Origin of the sequence: Pseudomonas sp. NPDC090592 (assembly GCF_044769185.1) — a bacterium.
Lineage (GTDB): Bacteria > Pseudomonadota > Gammaproteobacteria > Pseudomonadales > Pseudomonadaceae > Aquipseudomonas.
Genome location: NZ_JBIVXJ010000005.1, coordinates 155,823 through 171,612, shown reverse-complemented (window position 1 = coordinate 171,612; position 15,790 = coordinate 155,823). Strand labels below are relative to the sequence as shown.

The window sequence follows — 15,790 nt, the reverse complement described above, 5'->3', positions numbered from 1 at the left end:
AACATCGGAAAAGCGGGTTGGCGGCAATGATCGGGCGATGCAGCCGGAGCCCGCTAATCGATGGGCTAGGAATCAGCTCTGGCGGGTTGTCTGGCGTCGGCATCTGAAGCACTGCTGGTATACCTCGAAAGGTCAAAACCTTGCGTGCGGATCGCAGAGGCCTTGCCTGCCAGCAAGTCTGCCAGCAGTCGGCCAGACCCACAGGACATGGTCCAGCCCAATGTGCCATGCCCGATGTTGAGGAAAAGGTTCTTGTACCGTGTGGCGCCGATGATGGGGGTACCGTCAGGCGTGGCCGGCCTCAGACCGGTCCAGAATGTGGCGTGCTCAAGGTCTCCTCCACCAGCGAAGAGATCGTTTGTGACCATTTCCAGGGTTTCTCGGCGCAACGGGTTCAGCGATAGGTCGTGGCCCATCAGTTCAGCCATACCACCGACACGAATGCGCTTGTCGAAGCGGGTAATGGCCACTTTGTAAGTTTCGTCGAGGATGGTCGAGTTGGGCGCGCGCTCCGGCTCGATGATCGGGATGGTCAGCGAGTAGCCTTTGAGCGGGTAGATGGGTGCCTGGACGCCTAGAGGTTTGAGCATCTGCGGGCTGTAGCTGCCCAGTGCGACGACATACTTATCCGCCGTCTCGAGCTTGCCGTTGATACGTACACCGATAATGCTATCACCGGCGAACTCGATACCCTCGATCTGCTGCTTGAAGCGGAACTCGACGCCGAGGCCTTCGGCAAGCCTGGCCAGCTTGCTGGTAAACATCTGGCAATCGCCAGTCTGATCATTGGGTAAGCGCAATGCGCCGCTTAGCTTATGCTTGACGTGTTCCAGTGCCGGCTCAGCCTGACCGATGCTGTCGCGGTCTAACAGTTCATAAGGTACACCGGAGCGTTCCAGTACAGCGATGTCCTTGGCAGCGTTATCGAACTGCGCCTGTGTACGGAACAGTTGCATGGTCCCCAGTTGACGGGATTCGTAATCGATCCCGGTCTCGATGCGCAGCTCATCCAGGCAGTCGCGGCTGTATTCGGAGAGCCGAACCATACGTTCCTTGTTCACCGCGTACCGTGCGGCCGTGCAGTTCTTCACCATCTGCGCCATCCACAGGTACTGGTCGACATTGGTCGTGGGCTTGATAGCCAGAGGCGCGTGCCGCTCGAACAGCCACTTCATGGCTTTCAGCGGTACGCCAGGCGCCGCCCAGGGGGAAGCGTAGCCGGGCGATATCTGCCCGGCATTGGCATAGCTCGTTTCCAGGGCAGGCCCTGGCTGCCGATCAATGACCGTGACTTCAAATCCTTCACGGGCCAGGTAATAAGCACTGACGGTGCCGATGACGCCGCTTCCCAGAACCAATACACGCATTGCATTTCTCCTGCAGCATCAAAGCTTTACCCCTGGAACGCGCTGCCGCGGCACCCGCGCCCAGGGTTTATCCGATGGATCAGTTGGCTTCCCGCACGGCACTGAGGAATGCGCGGGTGCGCTCCTGCTGGGGATGGTTGAATAGCTCATCTGGGGTCCCTTGCTCGTGAATCCTGCCCTGGTGGAAGAAGCAGACACGATCGGCGAACTCCCGTGCGAAGCCCATTTGATGGGTCACCATCAGCATGGTCAGGTTGTGCTCCTCCCCCAGTTCACGAATGACGTTGAGTACTTCGCCGCACAACTCGGGGTCGAGGGCAGAGGTCACCTCGTCGAACAGCATCACCTTTGGCCGCATGGCCAATGCCCGGGCCATTGCAACCCGCTGCTGTTGGCCGCCGCTCAGCTGGGATGGGTAATTGTCCATCTTGTTACCCAGGCCGACTTTTTCCAGCAGGGTGGCGGCGCGCTCCCGTGCTTCGGCCGCAGGGATCGCCAGCACCTGCACTTGCGCCTCTATCACGTTCTGCAGAGCAGACATGTGCGGGAAGAGGTTGAAGCTCTGGAACACCATGCCAATCTTCCCGCGCACTTTGCGAACGTGGGCGCTGCTGGGAGCAATGCGCTCGCCACGCTTGTTGAGCATGTAGTTGAGCGGATCTCCTTCGATGATGATCTCGCCCTCATCGATGGTTTCGAGGGTCATCAACGCCCGCAGCAATGTCGACTTGCCTGACCCGCTCGGGCCGATGATTGCTACTTTCTCGGCCGGCTTGACCGCCAGATTGAGGTCATTCAGGACGGTGATATTGCCGTAGCGTTTGGTCACATTGCGCATCTCGACGATGGCTGTGGCTGGCGTGATGACCGGTACACCACGCAGTTGCTCGCTCTGTGTCATGGCGCCGTTGCTCTTGATAGCTGCTGAAAAATCCGACTGCTGGGAAGTCGAGCGGGAAATATTCATTGTCATTTTTGGCTCTCCAGACGGGATTCAACCTTACGAACGCCCACCGCGAGTACGATGGAAATGATCAGGAAAAATGCGCCCACCATGGTGATGGGTTCCAGGAACCGGAAGCTTTCGGAGCCCAGGTTCTTGGCTTTGAGCATGATTTCCACAACAGTGATTGCAGAGAGCACCGGCGTTTCCTTGAGCATCGCGATGAGATAATTGCCCATCGGTGGAAGGATCGGTTTGAGGGCCTGCGGAATAATGATCCGGCGGTAGGCTGCTGATGCCTTCATGTTCAGGGCGGTTACCGCTTCCCACTGCCCTCTGGGCACACTTTCCAAGCCTCCCCGGTACACCTCCGCCAAGTAGCAGGCGTAGTGGAGACCGAGACCGATCAGGCCTGCCTGCATTGCAGAAAGGTTGATCGAGAACGTCGGGAACACGTAGAAAATGAAGTAGATCTGTATGAGCAGAGGCGTGCTGCGCATGAACTCGATGAACAAACTGGCCGACCACGACAGCGTCTTGATGTGGCTGCGCCTTGCCAGCGCAAGAACCAAACCCACCACTACAGCGATGCCAAATGCGATCACCGTGATTTGCAATGTTTTCACCGAGGCCAACAACAGGTCCGGAAGAATCTCCCAGGCATAATCCCAATCGAATATTTTCATCGCAGGCTACCCCCCATACGACCAAGTTGTACACGCCTCTCGACTCTGCGCATGGCTAGGCTGATGCACTGGGCCATAATGAAGTAGAGCAGCAGCGTCAACGCGTAAACTTTCACTGTCTCGAATGTGTACTGGTCGAGTTGTTTAGCGCGGAAGGACAAGTCGGCCAAGGTGATCAACGAGAGCAGTGAGGTGTTTTTAAGTAGCTCAATCAGCAAGTTCGTGCCCGGCGGGATTGCCGCGACCATGGCCTGGGGTAAAATGATTCTGCGAAATTGTGAAAAACGTCCGAAGTTCAAAGCCGTGCAGGCTTCATATTGCCCTTTGGGAATTGCCTTGAATGCCCCTCGCATGATCTCTGCGCCATAGGCGCCTATATGCAAGCCCATACCAAGTACTGCGACTTGATACGGTGTCAGTTCGATATTGAATGGCGGCAGGGGTAATACGAAGAACAGCCAGAATAATTGCACCAGCAGCGATGACCCTCTGAACACTTCCACGTAGCAGATGCTGAACCAGCGAACCGGCTGCCATGTGGCGCGGCGCCCGAGTTCTGCAAGGATTGCGGCCGGAATGGCCAGTAAGGTGCTCAATACCGTGATCTGGATGGTGATCCAGGCTCCCTGCATGAGCAGTGGCATAAGTTCGCCCATAGCGCTTCTCCAGGACTGCGGAAAGCCACCACAAAGAGGAGTGGCCTCCCGGGTTCAAGACGTCAGGTTCTGCCGCACACTTCGGCGGCGGTCTTGTCTGGAATATTGGTTTCATCGAAGCCGAATTGGCTCACGGTTTTGCGATGCTCTTCACTGCCTAGCCACTTTTTCAGTTCGGCGTTGACAGCGTCACGTAAGGCCGTGTCATCGGGTCGGAAGGCAAGGGCGCCATAGTTGATATGGTCTGGGCTGTCTTGGAAGTCTTGGACTGCTTCAACTTTATCCCCGCCTTTGGCTGCAATCCCCTTGATCGTCAGCCGGGTGCTGACGGCTGCGTCGGCGCGGCCAGCCAGAATCGCCTGCAACTGAGCTGTGGCATCTGGCACCTGGAGGATCTGATCGTCATTGATCCCGGCATCACGGGCGTATTTGGTGTAGACCGATCCTGCGAGCATGGCCAGTTTGGCGTCTGGGTTTTTCGCCACGTCTGCATAGCTGCGCAGATTTTTCGGATTGCCCGGTGCGACAAGGAAAGTGTCGGTGATCTTGGACAGCGGATCGCTGAAGATTACCTGCTTGCAGCGCGCCGGGGTGATGTACATCCCTGCTGCGATGACGTCGAAACGCTTGGCTGTGAGCCCCGGAATGAGCGCCCCCCATTCAGTCAGTACGCCAGTAGCCTCTTTGACGCCGAGCCGTTTGAAGATCGCCTTGGCGATCTCTGGCGATTCTCCGGTCACCACACCATCTGGTGTGGCGAAGGCGAAGGGAGCCTCACTGGCGTAACCCACCCTGACTGTACCTTTCTCGGTCAGCGATTCGAGTGTCGTCGCTTGGGACGTCAGGGGCGTAGCAGCAACCAGGAACGCGGTCAGGACTGCTGCAGTGATACCGTTTTTTCTTGTATTTGTACTACTCATCGCATAACTCCTTTTGTGATCCGTATACGGCATAGGAGGCAGTATTTGAGTGTCGGTAAAGGTCGACCTGCGCTGGGTCGACGATCTAAAAAAGCCAGTGCCAGAGGCATCGGCGGCGTTGTCCGGACGCAATTCGAGAATACCCAAACGATTAGAAATCAGTAATGCTCTAGGGCATTAGCCGTTTGTCGGCGTCAAACAACCATAAAAATAAAGTCGAGGTGAGTTCATGCTGGAAGAGTGGCGGGCAGCGTTGCAGCATGCTGAAGAGGGTGAGTCGAAGTACAAGACCCTGGTAAGGACCATTGCCGACGATATCGAGCAAGGGCGATTGGCGGAGTTGCAACGGTTGCCATCCCAGCGCCAGGTAGCCCATGCCTTGGGCATCAGTGGCCAGACCGTTACCAACGCTTACCAGGAACTGGAGCGCCTGGGATTGCTACGGTGTGAAGTCGGGCGCGGTAGCCATGTCTCCAAGCGCGTGACGAAACACATCACCACCTACATTCTCGATGAAGACCAACCCGCGATTGCCGATCTTTCGACGGCAACGCTGATGCGTACAACCGAGCATGAACGTTATTGGCGGGCGTTGTGCGAACGAATGAGTCAGGAGCAGGAGCAGCCCTGGTTGCGTGCCTCCCGCCCCATCGCCGGAGCCCAGTCGCATCGAGAAATTGCCAGTGCCTGGATAGGCAGTCATGGTCTGAAAGTAGAGCCGGGCCGAGTGATGATCACCAATGGCGCGACACATGCGTTGCACATAGCACTGACCTCAATTACGGGCCATGGTGACCTGGTCGCCTGCGAGAACCTGACAGATCACGGGATCATCGGCAGTGCACAGGTGGTTGGATTCAGTCTCAAAGGGCTCGACACTGACGCGTACGGTATCAAACCCGAGGACTTCGATGATTTGTGCTGTAACGACCGCGTCACGGCGTTGGTGTGCACGCCCAACCTCAACAACCCGACCAGCAGCATCATGCCTGACGCGCGGCGCCGCGAGATTGCCGAGATCGCGGGCAATCATGGTGTTTTTATCATAGAGGACGATGTTTACGGCCCGTTGCTGGGTGCTGGAAGCTACGTACCCATCAGTCAGTATTTGCCGGATCTTTCGTTCTACTGCACCAGCCTGACCAAATCCGTGATGACCTCGCTTCGCGTTGGATTCCTGGTTCCTCCCAAGCGAGCTGCAGCCAGGGCTGAAACGGTATTGCGTCTGACCAGTTGGATGACCAACCCGATCATGTCGGAAGTGGCGGCGCGCTGGTTACGCGACGGTACGGCCGAGGCGCTGACCAGGGTGCAGCGCCAATTGATCGAGGCGCGTCAGGCGCTGGTGAGTGCCTACCTCAAGGAATACATCCTGGCTCATCACCCTCGTGCATTGATCGCATGGCTCCGAGTGCCCCCGTACTGGGGAATGCAGGCCTTGGTGAGCCGATTACGCGAACTCGGTATTGCAGTGACTTCCTCCGAACCGTTTACCGTACCGGGGGGAAAGCCGCCGCAGGCGATCCGAATTTCTATTGGTGCCGAGTACGACGACGTTCAGATGAAGCGGACGCTCGAGCTGATCTCGGGCACATTTGCTTCGGTTGCCTGAGCCCTATGACAAAGCAAGTTCCGCATCGATTATTCGGCGCCTGACCTGGTCAGGTGCAGCTTTTTCCGGTGTTGCATCATTACTGTGCGCGCCCCAACAAATCGCGTCTGTAAAAAATGTTCTAGGGCAATGAGGGGCAATTGAACGCTCGGTAAGCTGAGCCCGTATCCAGAAATAAACCTCGCGTTGTTGAATGACACCATTGTTGCTCTCGGATTGGAGAGCGTGAGTTTAAATGATCCGAGGCAGTGTGTTGTTAATCAGCAGGCGGCGTGTAAGTGTTGTGCCTGTTATGTGTTTCTTGAGGTGACGTGATTTCCATATAAAAAAGGAGATGCGCAATGCCAGATTCAGTGATCAATTTGCCGTTTTCATTAAAGGAATATGATGAACGCCTGGCCAAAGTCAGAACTTCCATGCAGCAAAAAGGTATCGAGCTGCTGGTCGTCACTGATCCTTCCAACATGGCCTGGTTGACCGGGTATGATGGTTGGTCGTTCTATACCCATCAATGCGTGCTGGTAGCACTTGATGGCGAGCCGGTCTGGTATGGCCGGGTTCAGGACTCCAACGGCGCCAAGCGCACGGTGTACTTGCAACTCGACAATATCATTCCTTATCCGGATATCTACGTTCAGACGCCTGAGCGCCACCCGATGGACTACCTGTGCAAGGAAGTCATCATTCCGCGTGGCTGGTCGAACTTGCGCATCGGCGTGGAAATGGATAACTACTATTTCAGCGCCGCTGCTTACCAGTCGTTAATCAAGCACTTGCCCAATGCCACCTTCAGTGATGCCGAGGGACTGGTGAACTGGCAGCGGGCAGTCAAGTCGCCGCAGGAAATCGTGTACATGCGCCGCGCTGCGCGCATTGTCGAGAACATGCACAACCGCATTCTGGAGGTCGTCGAACCAGGTATCCGCAAGAACGATCTGGTGGCCGAGATTTACCACACAGCCATCGCTGGTACGCCAGAGCACGGCGGCGATTATCCAGCCATCGTGCCCATGCTGCCGACCGGACCTGATGCCAGTGCTGCTCACCTTACCTGGGACGACACGCGCTTCGAGCGAGGGGCGGGCACTTTCTTCGAGATCGCCGGTTGCCACCGCCGGTATCACTGCCCGATGTCACGCACGATCTACCTGGGCAAGCCGCCGAAGCACTTCCTTGAAGCTGAGCAGGCCGTCGTTGAGGGTATCCATGCCGGGCTGGAAGCTGCTCGCCCAGGCAACACCACCGGGGATATCGCCCGGGCATTCTTCAAGGTGCTGGAAAAATTCGGCATCCACAAGGACTCGCGTTGCGGCTACCCCATCGGTATCAGTTATCCGCCGGATTGGGGCGAGCGCACCATGAGCTTGCGTCCGACCGATACCAGTGTGCTCCAGCCCGGCATGACGTTCCACTTCATGCCTGGATTGTGGATGGACGACTGGGGCCTGGAGATCACCGAAAGCATCCTGATCACCGACACCGGGGTTGAAACCCTGGCCAACGTACCGCGCAAACTCTTCGTCAAAGACTGATGACCGCAGCGTCATGGCCTCCATGCTTTTCAGTGCGGAGGCTTTGGCGATGCTTCCTAACCGTGGTTCCCGATGGGAACAGTATTCTTTGCAGGTTATACCCATGAATCAGATGGCTTCCCACCCGATCTCCCTCGACTGGATCGAACGCCTGGTTTCGATCGACACCGTCAGCCGAAATTCCAATCTGGGGCTGATTGAGTTGGTGCGCGACGAACTGGCCAAGCTCGGTGTTCAGTCCGTGCTCACTCACCACTCGACAGGCAAATGGGCCAACCTGTTCGCCACCATCCCCAGTGTAACCGGTCAGACCACCGGCGGAGTCGTGCTGTCCGGCCATACCGATGTGGTGCCGGTAGACGGCCAGGACTGGGCGACCGACCCCTTCAAGCCGGTAATCATCGACGGCAAGATGTATGGCCGCGGCACCTGCGACATGAAAGGCTTCATCGGCGCATCGCTGGCCCTTGTGCCGCAGATGCAGGCTGCGCAGTTGCAAAAGCCGATTCACTTGGCGCTTTCTTTTGATGAGGAGGTGACCTGCCTTGGGGCGCCGATCATGATTGAAGAACTGATGCGACGCGGTGTGAATCCTGATGGCTGTATTGTCGGTGAGCCGACCGGCATGCGCCCGATCGTTGCCCACAAAGGCATCAATGCCTATGAATGCTGTGTTCACGGCCATGCGGCGCATTCATCGTTGACGCCTCACGGATTGAATGCCATCGAGTATGCCGCACGGCTGATCTGTTACATCCGTGACATGGCCGATGAGTTCAAGCAGAAGGGGCCGTTCGATCAGCTCTATGACGTGCCATTCACCACGGCTCAGGCCAGCACGATCGTGGGTGGCAACGCGATGAATACCGTGCCGGCGCTGTGCAAGTTCCAGTTCGAATTCCGCAACCTGCCAACCATGAACCCGAAGCCTATCTTCGAGCGCATTCAACGTTATGCCAACGAAGTGCTGTTGCCGCAGATGCAGAAAGAGCATGCCAGTGGCGCCATCGACTTCACCCTTATCTCTGATGCTCCGGGTCTAGACGCGTCGGAGCAGGCTGCGATCACTCAGCTAGTGCGAGCACTGACCGGTGATGACGAAAAGCGCAAGGTGGCTTACGGCACCGAGGCTGGACAGTTCCAGGAGGCAGGTATTCCGAGTGTCATTTGTGGGCCGGGTGACATCATGCAGGCGCACAAGGCCAACGAGTTCGTGACGCTGGAACAGATTGGTCAGTGTGAGGCATTCATCCAGAAGGTCATTCGTAGTCTTGAGCAATAGGCCACCCACCGGGGCCTGCCCCATTGCGTCCCGCAAGGCGCATGGTTAGCCGAGTCTTGTGGAGACGGGTTTGCCTGCGAAGCAACCGTTGCGGCGTCAGGCTTGGCCTTTCCCCTGACACTGGTATCAGTGAGTGCGTTGCTTGCTGTCGATCGAGTGAAAGGTGTTTTTGCAGTATAAAGACCAAACGTAAAGCAATAGCCAAAAACAGTTGACGAATGCGTTTGTTCGTGTGATTTTACATTTCATATGATCGCTGGTGTCGATGGCGTGACCGAGAGGCTGGGTGTGGCATGCCCAGCCTGCAGGCAGGTCGGCTAAGGGTCATCTAGCCCTGGTGGACGGGTTCAGCCCTGAAACCATTGACCAAGACAGGAAAGTGCTATGAACGATAAAAACTACCAAGAAATCATGGAGCAGGATCGCGCGTCGGTACTGCACCCTTTCACTCAGCTCAAAGACTTGGCCACCGGTAAGATCGACCCCACCGTGATCGTCGATGCCAAAGGCATCCGCGTGACCGACTCCACCGGCCGTGAGTACATCGACAGCTTTGCCGGTCTGTACTGCATGAACCTGGGTTATGGCCGTACCGAAATCGCCGATGCGATTTCCGAGCAGGCACACAAGCTGGGCTTCTTCCACACTTACGCCGGCCACACCACCGATCAGCTGGCTCGCCTGTCGTCGCGTCTGGTCAAGATGGCACCTGGCAAGATGAGCAAGGTGTTCTATGGCCAGTCCGGTTCGGACGCCAACGAAACCCAGGCCAAGCTGGTGTGGTACTACAACAACTTGCGCGGCAAGCCGAACAAGAAGAAGATCATTGCCCGTGAGCGCGCCTACCACGGCAGCTCGATCATCTCCGGCTCGATGACCGGCATGAGCTTCTACCACAACAACATGGACCTGCCGCTGCCGATCATCCTGCGCACTGGCGTTCCTCACTACTACTGGGGTTCCAACCCAGGCGAAACCGAAGAGCAGTTCTCTGCTCGCCGCGCAGCTGAACTCGAAGAACTGATCCTCAAAGAAGGTGCAGATACCATCGGCGCCCTGATTGGTGAGCCGGTGCTGGGTTCGGGTGGTATCGTGCCGCCGCCGAAGGGTTACTGGACCGAGATCAAGCGTGTGCTGGACAAGTACGACATCCTGCTGATCGCTGACGAAGTGGTGTGCGGCTTCGGTCGTACCGGCAAGATGTTCGGCTGCGACCACTTCGGTCTTGAGCCAGACCTGATCACTTGCGCCAAAGGCCTGACCTCTGCCTACTTCCCGTTGTCGGCCGTGATCGTCAGCGAGAAGGTGTACAAGGTCTTCGAAGACGGCGCAGACAAAGTGGGCCCGTTCTCGCACGGATACACCTACTCGGGCCACCCTATCGGCCTTGCCACTGCCAACGCGGTGCTGGACATCATCGAGCGGGAAAACATCCCGGAGCATGCTGAGAAGGTTGGTGCCTACTTCCTGCAGAGCCTGCAAGAAACCTTCGGCAACTGCCCGATCGTCGGCGAGGTCCGCGGTATCGGTCTGCTGGCTGCACTGGAGTTTGTAGCCGACCTTGAGAAGAAGGTCCGCTTCGATGCATCGCTGAAGGTGGGTGCCCGCATTTCCCAGGCTGCCCGTGATCGCAACCTGATCGCCCGTGCAATGCCGCATGGCGATATCCTAGGCTTCTCGCCACCCCTGACCATCACCATCGACGAGGTCAACGAAATCGTCGAGCTGACCCGTCAGGCAGTAGAGCAGGTTGTCGGCGAGCTGCGTGCTGAAGGCGTGATCGCTTAAGCGGGTAGTCCGAACAAGAGGCGCCAGGTTTGAAGCCTGGCGCCTTTTTTGCGTTCAGGCCCATGCGTTAGTCATGCCTCCCGCTGTTCCTTGAGGAACTCCTCAATCTCCAGCAACAGCCCTTCGGAGAAATTCTTCGCTGGCATTTCAGCTATCGACACTTGTGTGGCAGTCCCTTGCAGGCCGGTGACCTGCCAAACCCTGTCCATGAGGATGGCGCGCAGGTGATTGTGGTCTCGGGCCCGCAGACGCACCAGCAGGTCGAGGTCACCGGTGACCAGCAGCACGTCCTGCACCTCGGGGATCTTCCACATCTGGCTCATCACGTCACCGATGTCGTAACCGGGGGTGGCTACCACCGACAGGAAAACAGTCAGTGGGTAACCCATTGCGGCCCAATCCACCTCGGCAGTGTAACCGCGGATGACGCCTGCCTTTTCCAGGCGGCTCATGCGCTCGCTGACAGTGGGGGCGGAGATGCCCAGGTTTCCGGCAATCTGACGCTGAGAGAGCCTGGCGTCGGTCACCAGCACCTTCAGCAGGGCAAGGTCGATCTCATCGAATGCAAACGTAGGTGTTTCGGGAGCAGTCACCTGGCGGATGGTGGAGTGGGTGGAGGATTTTTGCACGTAGCGCTCCTGAGAGGGGTTCGGGTTTACAAATGTAAGCCTATCACACCGAATGGATATAAGAATTTCAAATGCAAAAGAATAAGGCTTTTAAGATCTTTCATGTGAAAGAGATGTAGTTAATTGTCTTGCCGTACGAAAGGCATTGTGTAATATTCTCCTTGCGAATGAATTTGATCTCTCGTGACCGGGACGAGCAATCAATGCTACGCATGACTCCGCTGCAGGACCTCAGGGCCGAGAGGCTCGATTTGTTCCGGCGGACGCGCAAAGACAAGAGGCTGACTTGAGGAGCCCCTGAATGAATACGTTTGAAGCACTCGGTACCGCCGCTGGCACAGCTGGGCAGATGCCTGCTTCTCTGGAATGGGTGAAGCGGCTGGTGGCGATGAACACCGTAAGCCGTCTTTCCAATCTGGAGCTGATCGAAGACGTGCGTGGATATCTGACCGGGCTGGGTGTTGAGTGCACCCTCACGCACCACAAGAGCGGGCAGTGGGCGAACCTTTTCGCGACCATTCCGGCAAGCTCCGGCGTCACCCACGGCGGCATCGTGCTGTCCGGCCATACCGATGTAGTACCAGTGGATGGCCAGGACTGGCATAGCGATCCGTTCAAGCCTGAGGTGCGGGACGGCAAGCTGTATGGTCGTGGCACCTGTGACATGAAGGGGTTCATTGGTGCCGGCTTGCACCTGGTGCCGGAAATGCTGGGCATGCGCTTGGCCCGGCCGATTCACTTTGCCTTGTCGTTCGATGAGGAAGTGACTTGCCTGGGTGCGCCGCTGATGATCGAAGAGCTGATGAAGCGTGGCATCAACCCAGACGGTTGCATCGTCGGTGAGCCAACCAACATGCGCCCGATCATCGCGCACAAAGGCATCAATGCTTATCGCTGCTGCTTCAAAGGCCACGCTGCCCATTCGTCGCTGACGCCGCACGGGCTGAATGCCATCGAATATGCCGCGCGGCTGATCTGCTTCATTCGCGACACCGCGGAAGGATTCCGTCGCAGTGGCCCGTTCGACGAGCAGTACGATGTTCCGTTCACCACCGCGCAGACCAGCACCATCAGCGGCGGCAACGCGATGAATACCGTGCCGGCCGAATGCAATTTCGAGTTCGAGTTCCGCAACCTGCCGACCCTGGATCCTAAAGTGATCTTCAAGCAGATCGAAGCCTACGCCTTCGATGTACTGCTGCCGAAGATGAAGGCAGAACACCCCGATGCGGCCATTGCCTTCGACATGATCTCTGATGCACCGGGCCTCAACGCCAGCGAGCAGGCGGAAATCACCAAACTGGTGCGTGCGCTCACGGGTGACCAGGACAAGCGCAAGGTTGCGTATGGCACCGAGGCTGGCCAATTCCAGGATGCCGGGATCCCCAGCATCATCTGCGGCCCAGGTGACATTCAGCAGGCACACAAGGCTAACGAATACCTTTCGCTGGACCAGCTGGCTCAGTGTGAAAGCTTCCTGCGCAAAGTGGTGCGCAGCGTTTCGCTCGATCAATAAGTTCAGGTCAAGCCACTGCTGCAGTGGCTTGTTCGAACCTGACATCTCCCGATTTGTAATGCTCGACCTTAGTTCTGCCTTAAATAAAGTTAATAAAATCAAAGGTGAAAGGTATGCAAAAGCAACCCGTGCACGCATCGTCGGATGCGTCGGCCAGCACCCCTGACGGTGAAGGCACATTGGTTCGCGGCTTGGCGAACCGCCATATCCAGTTGATCGCCATCGGCGGCGCCATCGGTACTGGCCTGTTCATGGGCGCCGGCAAGATGATCCATGTCTCCGGATCGTCCATTGTCCTCACATACGCCATCATTGGCTTCTTCCTGTTCTTCGTCATGCGCGCGCTCGGTGAGTTGCTGCTGTCGAACTTGAAGTTCAAGACATTCGCGGACTTCGCCACCCATTACCTTGGGCCGTGGGCTGGCTTCTTCGTTGGCTGGTCGTACTGGATGACGCTGGTGATCGTGGGTGTGGCCGACTTCATCGTGATCGGTGGTTACTTCAAATTCTGGTTCCCGGACTTGTCGCCCTGGATACCCGGGATGGGCACGCTGGCTTTCCTGTTCCTGCTGAACATCATGGCGGTCAAGGCTTTCGGGGAAATGGAGTTCTGGTTCGCCCTGATCAAGATTATCGCCATCGTGTCGCTGATTGTGGCGGCCTTCGTGATGGTCGCCAGCGGGTTCGTCTCGCCCACGGGAGTAACGGCTTCGTTCAAGCATGTGATCGAGCCTGGAACGATGTTCCCTAATGGCATCATGGGTTTCTTCGCCGGTTTCCAGATCGCCATTTTCTCTTTCGCAGGCATCGAGTTGCTGGGTACCACGGCCGCTGAAGCCAAGGACCCCTACAAAACCCTGCCCAAGGCCATCAACGCTGTACCGATCCGGGTGCTGCTGTTCTACGTACTGTCGCTGTCCTGCATCATCGCCGTTTCTTCCTGGGCCATGGTTGCCCCGGACAAGAGCCCGTTCGTTCAGTTGTTCCAGATCGCCGGTCTGCCAATCGCGGCAGGTGTGATCAACTTCGTGGTGATCAGCTCGGCCATGTCGGCGGGCAACTGCGACGTGTTCTCTTCCAGCCGCATGCTGTTCGGTTTGTCTTGTGAAGTTGATGCGCCTTCGGTGTTCAAGCGCCTGTCGAAGTCTGCGGTGCCTATGCCTGCGCTGATCTTCTCGTGCTTCTGCATGTTCATGGGCACTGCGCTGCTGGTATTGATTCCAGACCTGATGACAGTGTTCACCACGGTGTCGACCATCGCGGCGATCCTGTTCATATTCACCTGGTGCATCATCCTGGGTTCGTACCTGGCCTACCGTGCCAAACGACCTGATCTGCATGAAACCTCGACGTTCAAGATGCCTGCCGGGATCTTCATGTCCTGGGCATGCCTTGTGTTCTTCGTCTTCGTTCTCGGCCTGCTCGCGCTGGAGCCTGATACGCGCCAGGCACTGGTTTTCATGCCGCTGTGGTTTGTCTATCTGTTCGTGATGTATCGCATTCAGCGCGTCAAAAAGCGCGCGATCAAGCGCGGTCTTTCAGCCGCATCTGTGCAAACAAGTGGCGCCCGCCCGGAAGCAGCGGCAGGTGTCTGAGTGGCCGAACACTCAACGTTTTACGGTAGGAGTCGGTATGAGTGAGAGTGCAAGTGGTTTTCCGTCTCTGAGGCAGTATTTCACTGTCGACGAGTACGCGGCGAGGTTGGTCCGGGTCCGGCAAATGATGCAGCAGTGCGGTGTCGAGTTGCTGATTGTGGCCGACCCGACGAATATCGCCTGGTTGACTGGGTATGACGGTTATTCGTTCTACAACCACCAGTGTGCCGTGGTCGCAATGGAAGGGGAGCCTGTCTGGTACGGCCGAGGCCTGGACCTGAATGGGGCACGGGCAACGACTTATCTGGCCAATGACAACCTAGTGGGTTATCCGGAAGAGTACGTTCAGCGCGACTTGCACCCAATGGAGCATTTCGCCCGGGAAGTGATTCAGGCGCGTGGCTGGGAACGCCGGGTTGTCGGCCTTGAAATGGACAGCTTCTATTTCTCGGCCGCCAGCTTCATGACCCTGCGTACGTTGTTGCCCAATACCACCTGGGTGGACGTCAACAACCTGGTCAACCTGGCCCGTGCCGTCAAGTCCGAGGCCGAGCTTGAGTACATGCGTATCGGTGGCCGCATTCTCGAGAAGATGTACGAGCGTGTGGTCGAAGTTGCCGAGCCGGGTGTACGCAAGGCTGATGTGGTAGCCGAAATCTATTCCACGGCCATCCGTGGTGTCGACGGGTTTGCCGGTGACTATCCGTCGATCGTCCCGATCGTACCGTCTGGCATCGAGGCCGCTACGCCCCACCTGACGTGGGATGATTCGGTTCTGGTCGCAGGTGAAGGCACGTTCTTCGAGATTGCTGGCGTATACCGCCGTTATCACTGCCCGGTTTCACGTACGGTGTTTCTGGGCAAGCCGCCGAAGAAGTTCCTCGATGCGGAAAAAGCAGTGGTCGAGGGGATCGAGGCAGGGCTTGAGGTCGCGCGGCCAGGCAACACTTGCGAAGACATTGCCCGCGCTTTCTTCGATGTCATGGCCAAGCACGGTATCAAGAAGGCAGGGCGTGTCGGCTACCCGGTCGGTCTCAGCTATCCACCTGACTGGGGCGAAAGAACCACCAGCTTGCGCATTGGGGACCAGACGGTCCTGCAACCTGGCATGACGTTCCATTTCATGCCGGGCCTGTGGTTCGACGATTGGGGTATCGAGATCACCGAAACCATTGCGATCACTTCCACTGGGGTGAGTTGCCTGAGCAACGTCCCTAGGAAGATGTTCGTCAAGGAGTAAGTGCGTCCAGGCGCAGGGTATGTC

At 57.2% G+C, this 15,790-nt stretch carries 13 protein-coding genes; 7 read left to right on the top strand and 6 right to left on the bottom strand.

Annotated features, from left to right (window positions below):
* Window positions 1-65: 65 nt before the first annotated feature.
* The 5 genes from ACIQUI_RS06270 to ehuB form a co-directional block, all read right to left on the bottom strand.
* Window positions 66-1,367, bottom strand: a complete 1,302-nt coding sequence (locus tag ACIQUI_RS06270; protein WP_403196034.1) for a D-amino acid dehydrogenase — start codon at window positions 1,365-1,367, stop codon at window positions 66-68.
* Between the two features lie 79 nt (window positions 1,368-1,446).
* Window positions 1,447-2,205 (bottom strand): ectoine/hydroxyectoine ABC transporter ATP-binding protein EhuA, encoded by a 759-nt coding sequence (ehuA, locus tag ACIQUI_RS06265; protein ID WP_403196199.1) that lies wholly within the window; start codon window positions 2,203-2,205, stop codon window positions 1,447-1,449.
* A 131-nt stretch (window positions 2,206-2,336) separates the two neighbouring features.
* Entirely contained in the window at window positions 2,337-2,996 is a 660-nt protein-coding gene (ehuD, locus tag ACIQUI_RS06260; protein ID WP_403196031.1) for an ectoine/hydroxyectoine ABC transporter permease subunit EhuD, read from the bottom strand.
* Complete coding sequence (gene ehuC, locus ACIQUI_RS06255) at window positions 2,993-3,652, bottom strand: ectoine/hydroxyectoine ABC transporter permease subunit EhuC (RefSeq protein ID WP_403196028.1); 660 nt, start codon at window positions 3,650-3,652, stop codon at window positions 2,993-2,995. Before ehuC ends, ehuD begins: the two co-directional genes overlap by 4 nt.
* 62 nt (window positions 3,653-3,714) lie before the next feature.
* Window positions 3,715-4,572 carry an ectoine/hydroxyectoine ABC transporter substrate-binding protein EhuB gene (gene ehuB / locus ACIQUI_RS06250; RefSeq protein ID WP_403196026.1) on the bottom strand — a complete coding sequence of 286 codons (858 nt, stop codon included), beginning with the start codon at window positions 4,570-4,572 and terminating at the stop codon, window positions 3,715-3,717.
* Window positions 4,573-4,801: 229 nt separating this feature from the next.
* Here ehuB and ACIQUI_RS06245 point away from each other — a divergent pair, with 229 nt between their 5' ends.
* The 4 genes from ACIQUI_RS06245 to ACIQUI_RS06230 all read left to right on the top strand — a co-directional run bounded on the left by ACIQUI_RS06245 (window position 4,802) and on the right by ACIQUI_RS06230 (window position 10,786).
* Complete coding sequence (locus ACIQUI_RS06245) at window positions 4,802-6,184, top strand: PLP-dependent aminotransferase family protein (protein WP_403196023.1); 1,383 nt, start codon at window positions 4,802-4,804, stop codon at window positions 6,182-6,184.
* A 341-nt stretch (window positions 6,185-6,525) separates the two neighbouring features.
* Entirely contained in the window at window positions 6,526-7,716 is a 1,191-nt protein-coding gene (doeA, locus tag ACIQUI_RS06240) for an ectoine hydrolase DoeA (RefSeq protein ID WP_403196020.1), read from the top strand.
* Between the two features lie 103 nt (window positions 7,717-7,819).
* Window positions 7,820-8,998: an acetylornithine deacetylase gene (gene argE / locus ACIQUI_RS06235; RefSeq protein ID WP_400688308.1), complete on the top strand. Its 1,179-nt coding sequence runs from the start codon at window positions 7,820-7,822 to the stop codon at window positions 8,996-8,998.
* A gap of 384 nt (window positions 8,999-9,382) precedes the next feature.
* The gene (locus tag ACIQUI_RS06230) at window positions 9,383-10,786 is read left to right on the top strand and encodes an aminotransferase (RefSeq protein ID WP_403196018.1); all 1,404 of its coding nucleotides are present in this window, start codon (window positions 9,383-9,385) and stop codon (window positions 10,784-10,786) included.
* Between the two features lie 71 nt (window positions 10,787-10,857).
* On the opposite strand, the gene ACIQUI_RS06225 is transcribed toward ACIQUI_RS06230, so the two are convergent.
* Window positions 10,858-11,415, bottom strand: a complete 558-nt coding sequence (locus tag ACIQUI_RS06225; protein ID WP_403196015.1) for an Lrp/AsnC family transcriptional regulator — start codon at window positions 11,413-11,415, stop codon at window positions 10,858-10,860.
* A 301-nt stretch (window positions 11,416-11,716) separates the two neighbouring features.
* On the opposite strand from ACIQUI_RS06225, the gene argE (ACIQUI_RS06220) reads away from it, so the two are divergent.
* From argE (ACIQUI_RS06220) to doeA (ACIQUI_RS06210), 3 genes are all read left to right on the top strand, one after another.
* Entirely contained in the window at window positions 11,717-12,931 is a 1,215-nt protein-coding gene (gene argE, locus ACIQUI_RS06220) for an acetylornithine deacetylase (RefSeq protein WP_403196013.1), read from the top strand.
* Between the two features lie 113 nt (window positions 12,932-13,044).
* Window positions 13,045-14,526 carry an amino acid permease gene (locus tag ACIQUI_RS06215; protein ID WP_403196011.1) on the top strand — a complete coding sequence of 494 codons (1,482 nt, stop codon included), beginning with the start codon at window positions 13,045-13,047 and terminating at the stop codon, window positions 14,524-14,526.
* Window positions 14,527-14,563: 37 nt separating this feature from the next.
* Window positions 14,564-15,766 carry an ectoine hydrolase DoeA gene (doeA, locus tag ACIQUI_RS06210; RefSeq protein ID WP_403196008.1) on the top strand — a complete coding sequence of 401 codons (1,203 nt, stop codon included), beginning with the start codon at window positions 14,564-14,566 and terminating at the stop codon, window positions 15,764-15,766.
* The last annotated feature ends 24 nt before the right edge of the window (window positions 15,767-15,790 follow it).

Excerpts from the sequence above, each read along its gene's own strand:
- ACIQUI_RS06270 (WP_403196034.1), bottom strand. The coding sequence starts at position 1,367 with ATGCGTGTATTGGTTCTGGGAAGCGGCGTCATCGGCACCGTCAGTGCT.
- ehuA (WP_403196199.1), bottom strand. The coding sequence starts at position 2,205 with ATGCGCAATGTGACCAAACGCTACGGCAATATCACCGTCCTGAATGAC.
- ehuD (WP_403196031.1), bottom strand. The coding sequence starts at position 2,996 with ATGAAAATATTCGATTGGGATTATGCCTGGGAGATTCTTCCGGACCTG.
- ehuC (WP_403196028.1), bottom strand. The coding sequence starts at position 3,652 with ATGGGCGAACTTATGCCACTGCTCATGCAGGGAGCCTGGATCACCATC.
- ehuB (WP_403196026.1), bottom strand. The coding sequence starts at position 4,572 with ATGAGTAGTACAAATACAAGAAAAAACGGTATCACTGCAGCAGTCCTG.
- ACIQUI_RS06245 (WP_403196023.1), top strand. The coding sequence starts at position 4,802 with ATGCTGGAAGAGTGGCGGGCAGCGTTGCAGCATGCTGAAGAGGGTGAG.
- doeA (WP_403196020.1), top strand. The coding sequence starts at position 6,526 with ATGCCAGATTCAGTGATCAATTTGCCGTTTTCATTAAAGGAATATGAT.
- argE (WP_400688308.1), top strand. The coding sequence starts at position 7,820 with ATGAATCAGATGGCTTCCCACCCGATCTCCCTCGACTGGATCGAACGC.
- ACIQUI_RS06230 (WP_403196018.1), top strand. The coding sequence starts at position 9,383 with ATGAACGATAAAAACTACCAAGAAATCATGGAGCAGGATCGCGCGTCG.
- argE (WP_403196013.1), top strand. The coding sequence starts at position 11,717 with ATGAATACGTTTGAAGCACTCGGTACCGCCGCTGGCACAGCTGGGCAG.
- ACIQUI_RS06215 (WP_403196011.1), top strand. The coding sequence starts at position 13,045 with ATGCAAAAGCAACCCGTGCACGCATCGTCGGATGCGTCGGCCAGCACC.
- doeA (WP_403196008.1), top strand. The coding sequence starts at position 14,564 with ATGAGTGAGAGTGCAAGTGGTTTTCCGTCTCTGAGGCAGTATTTCACT.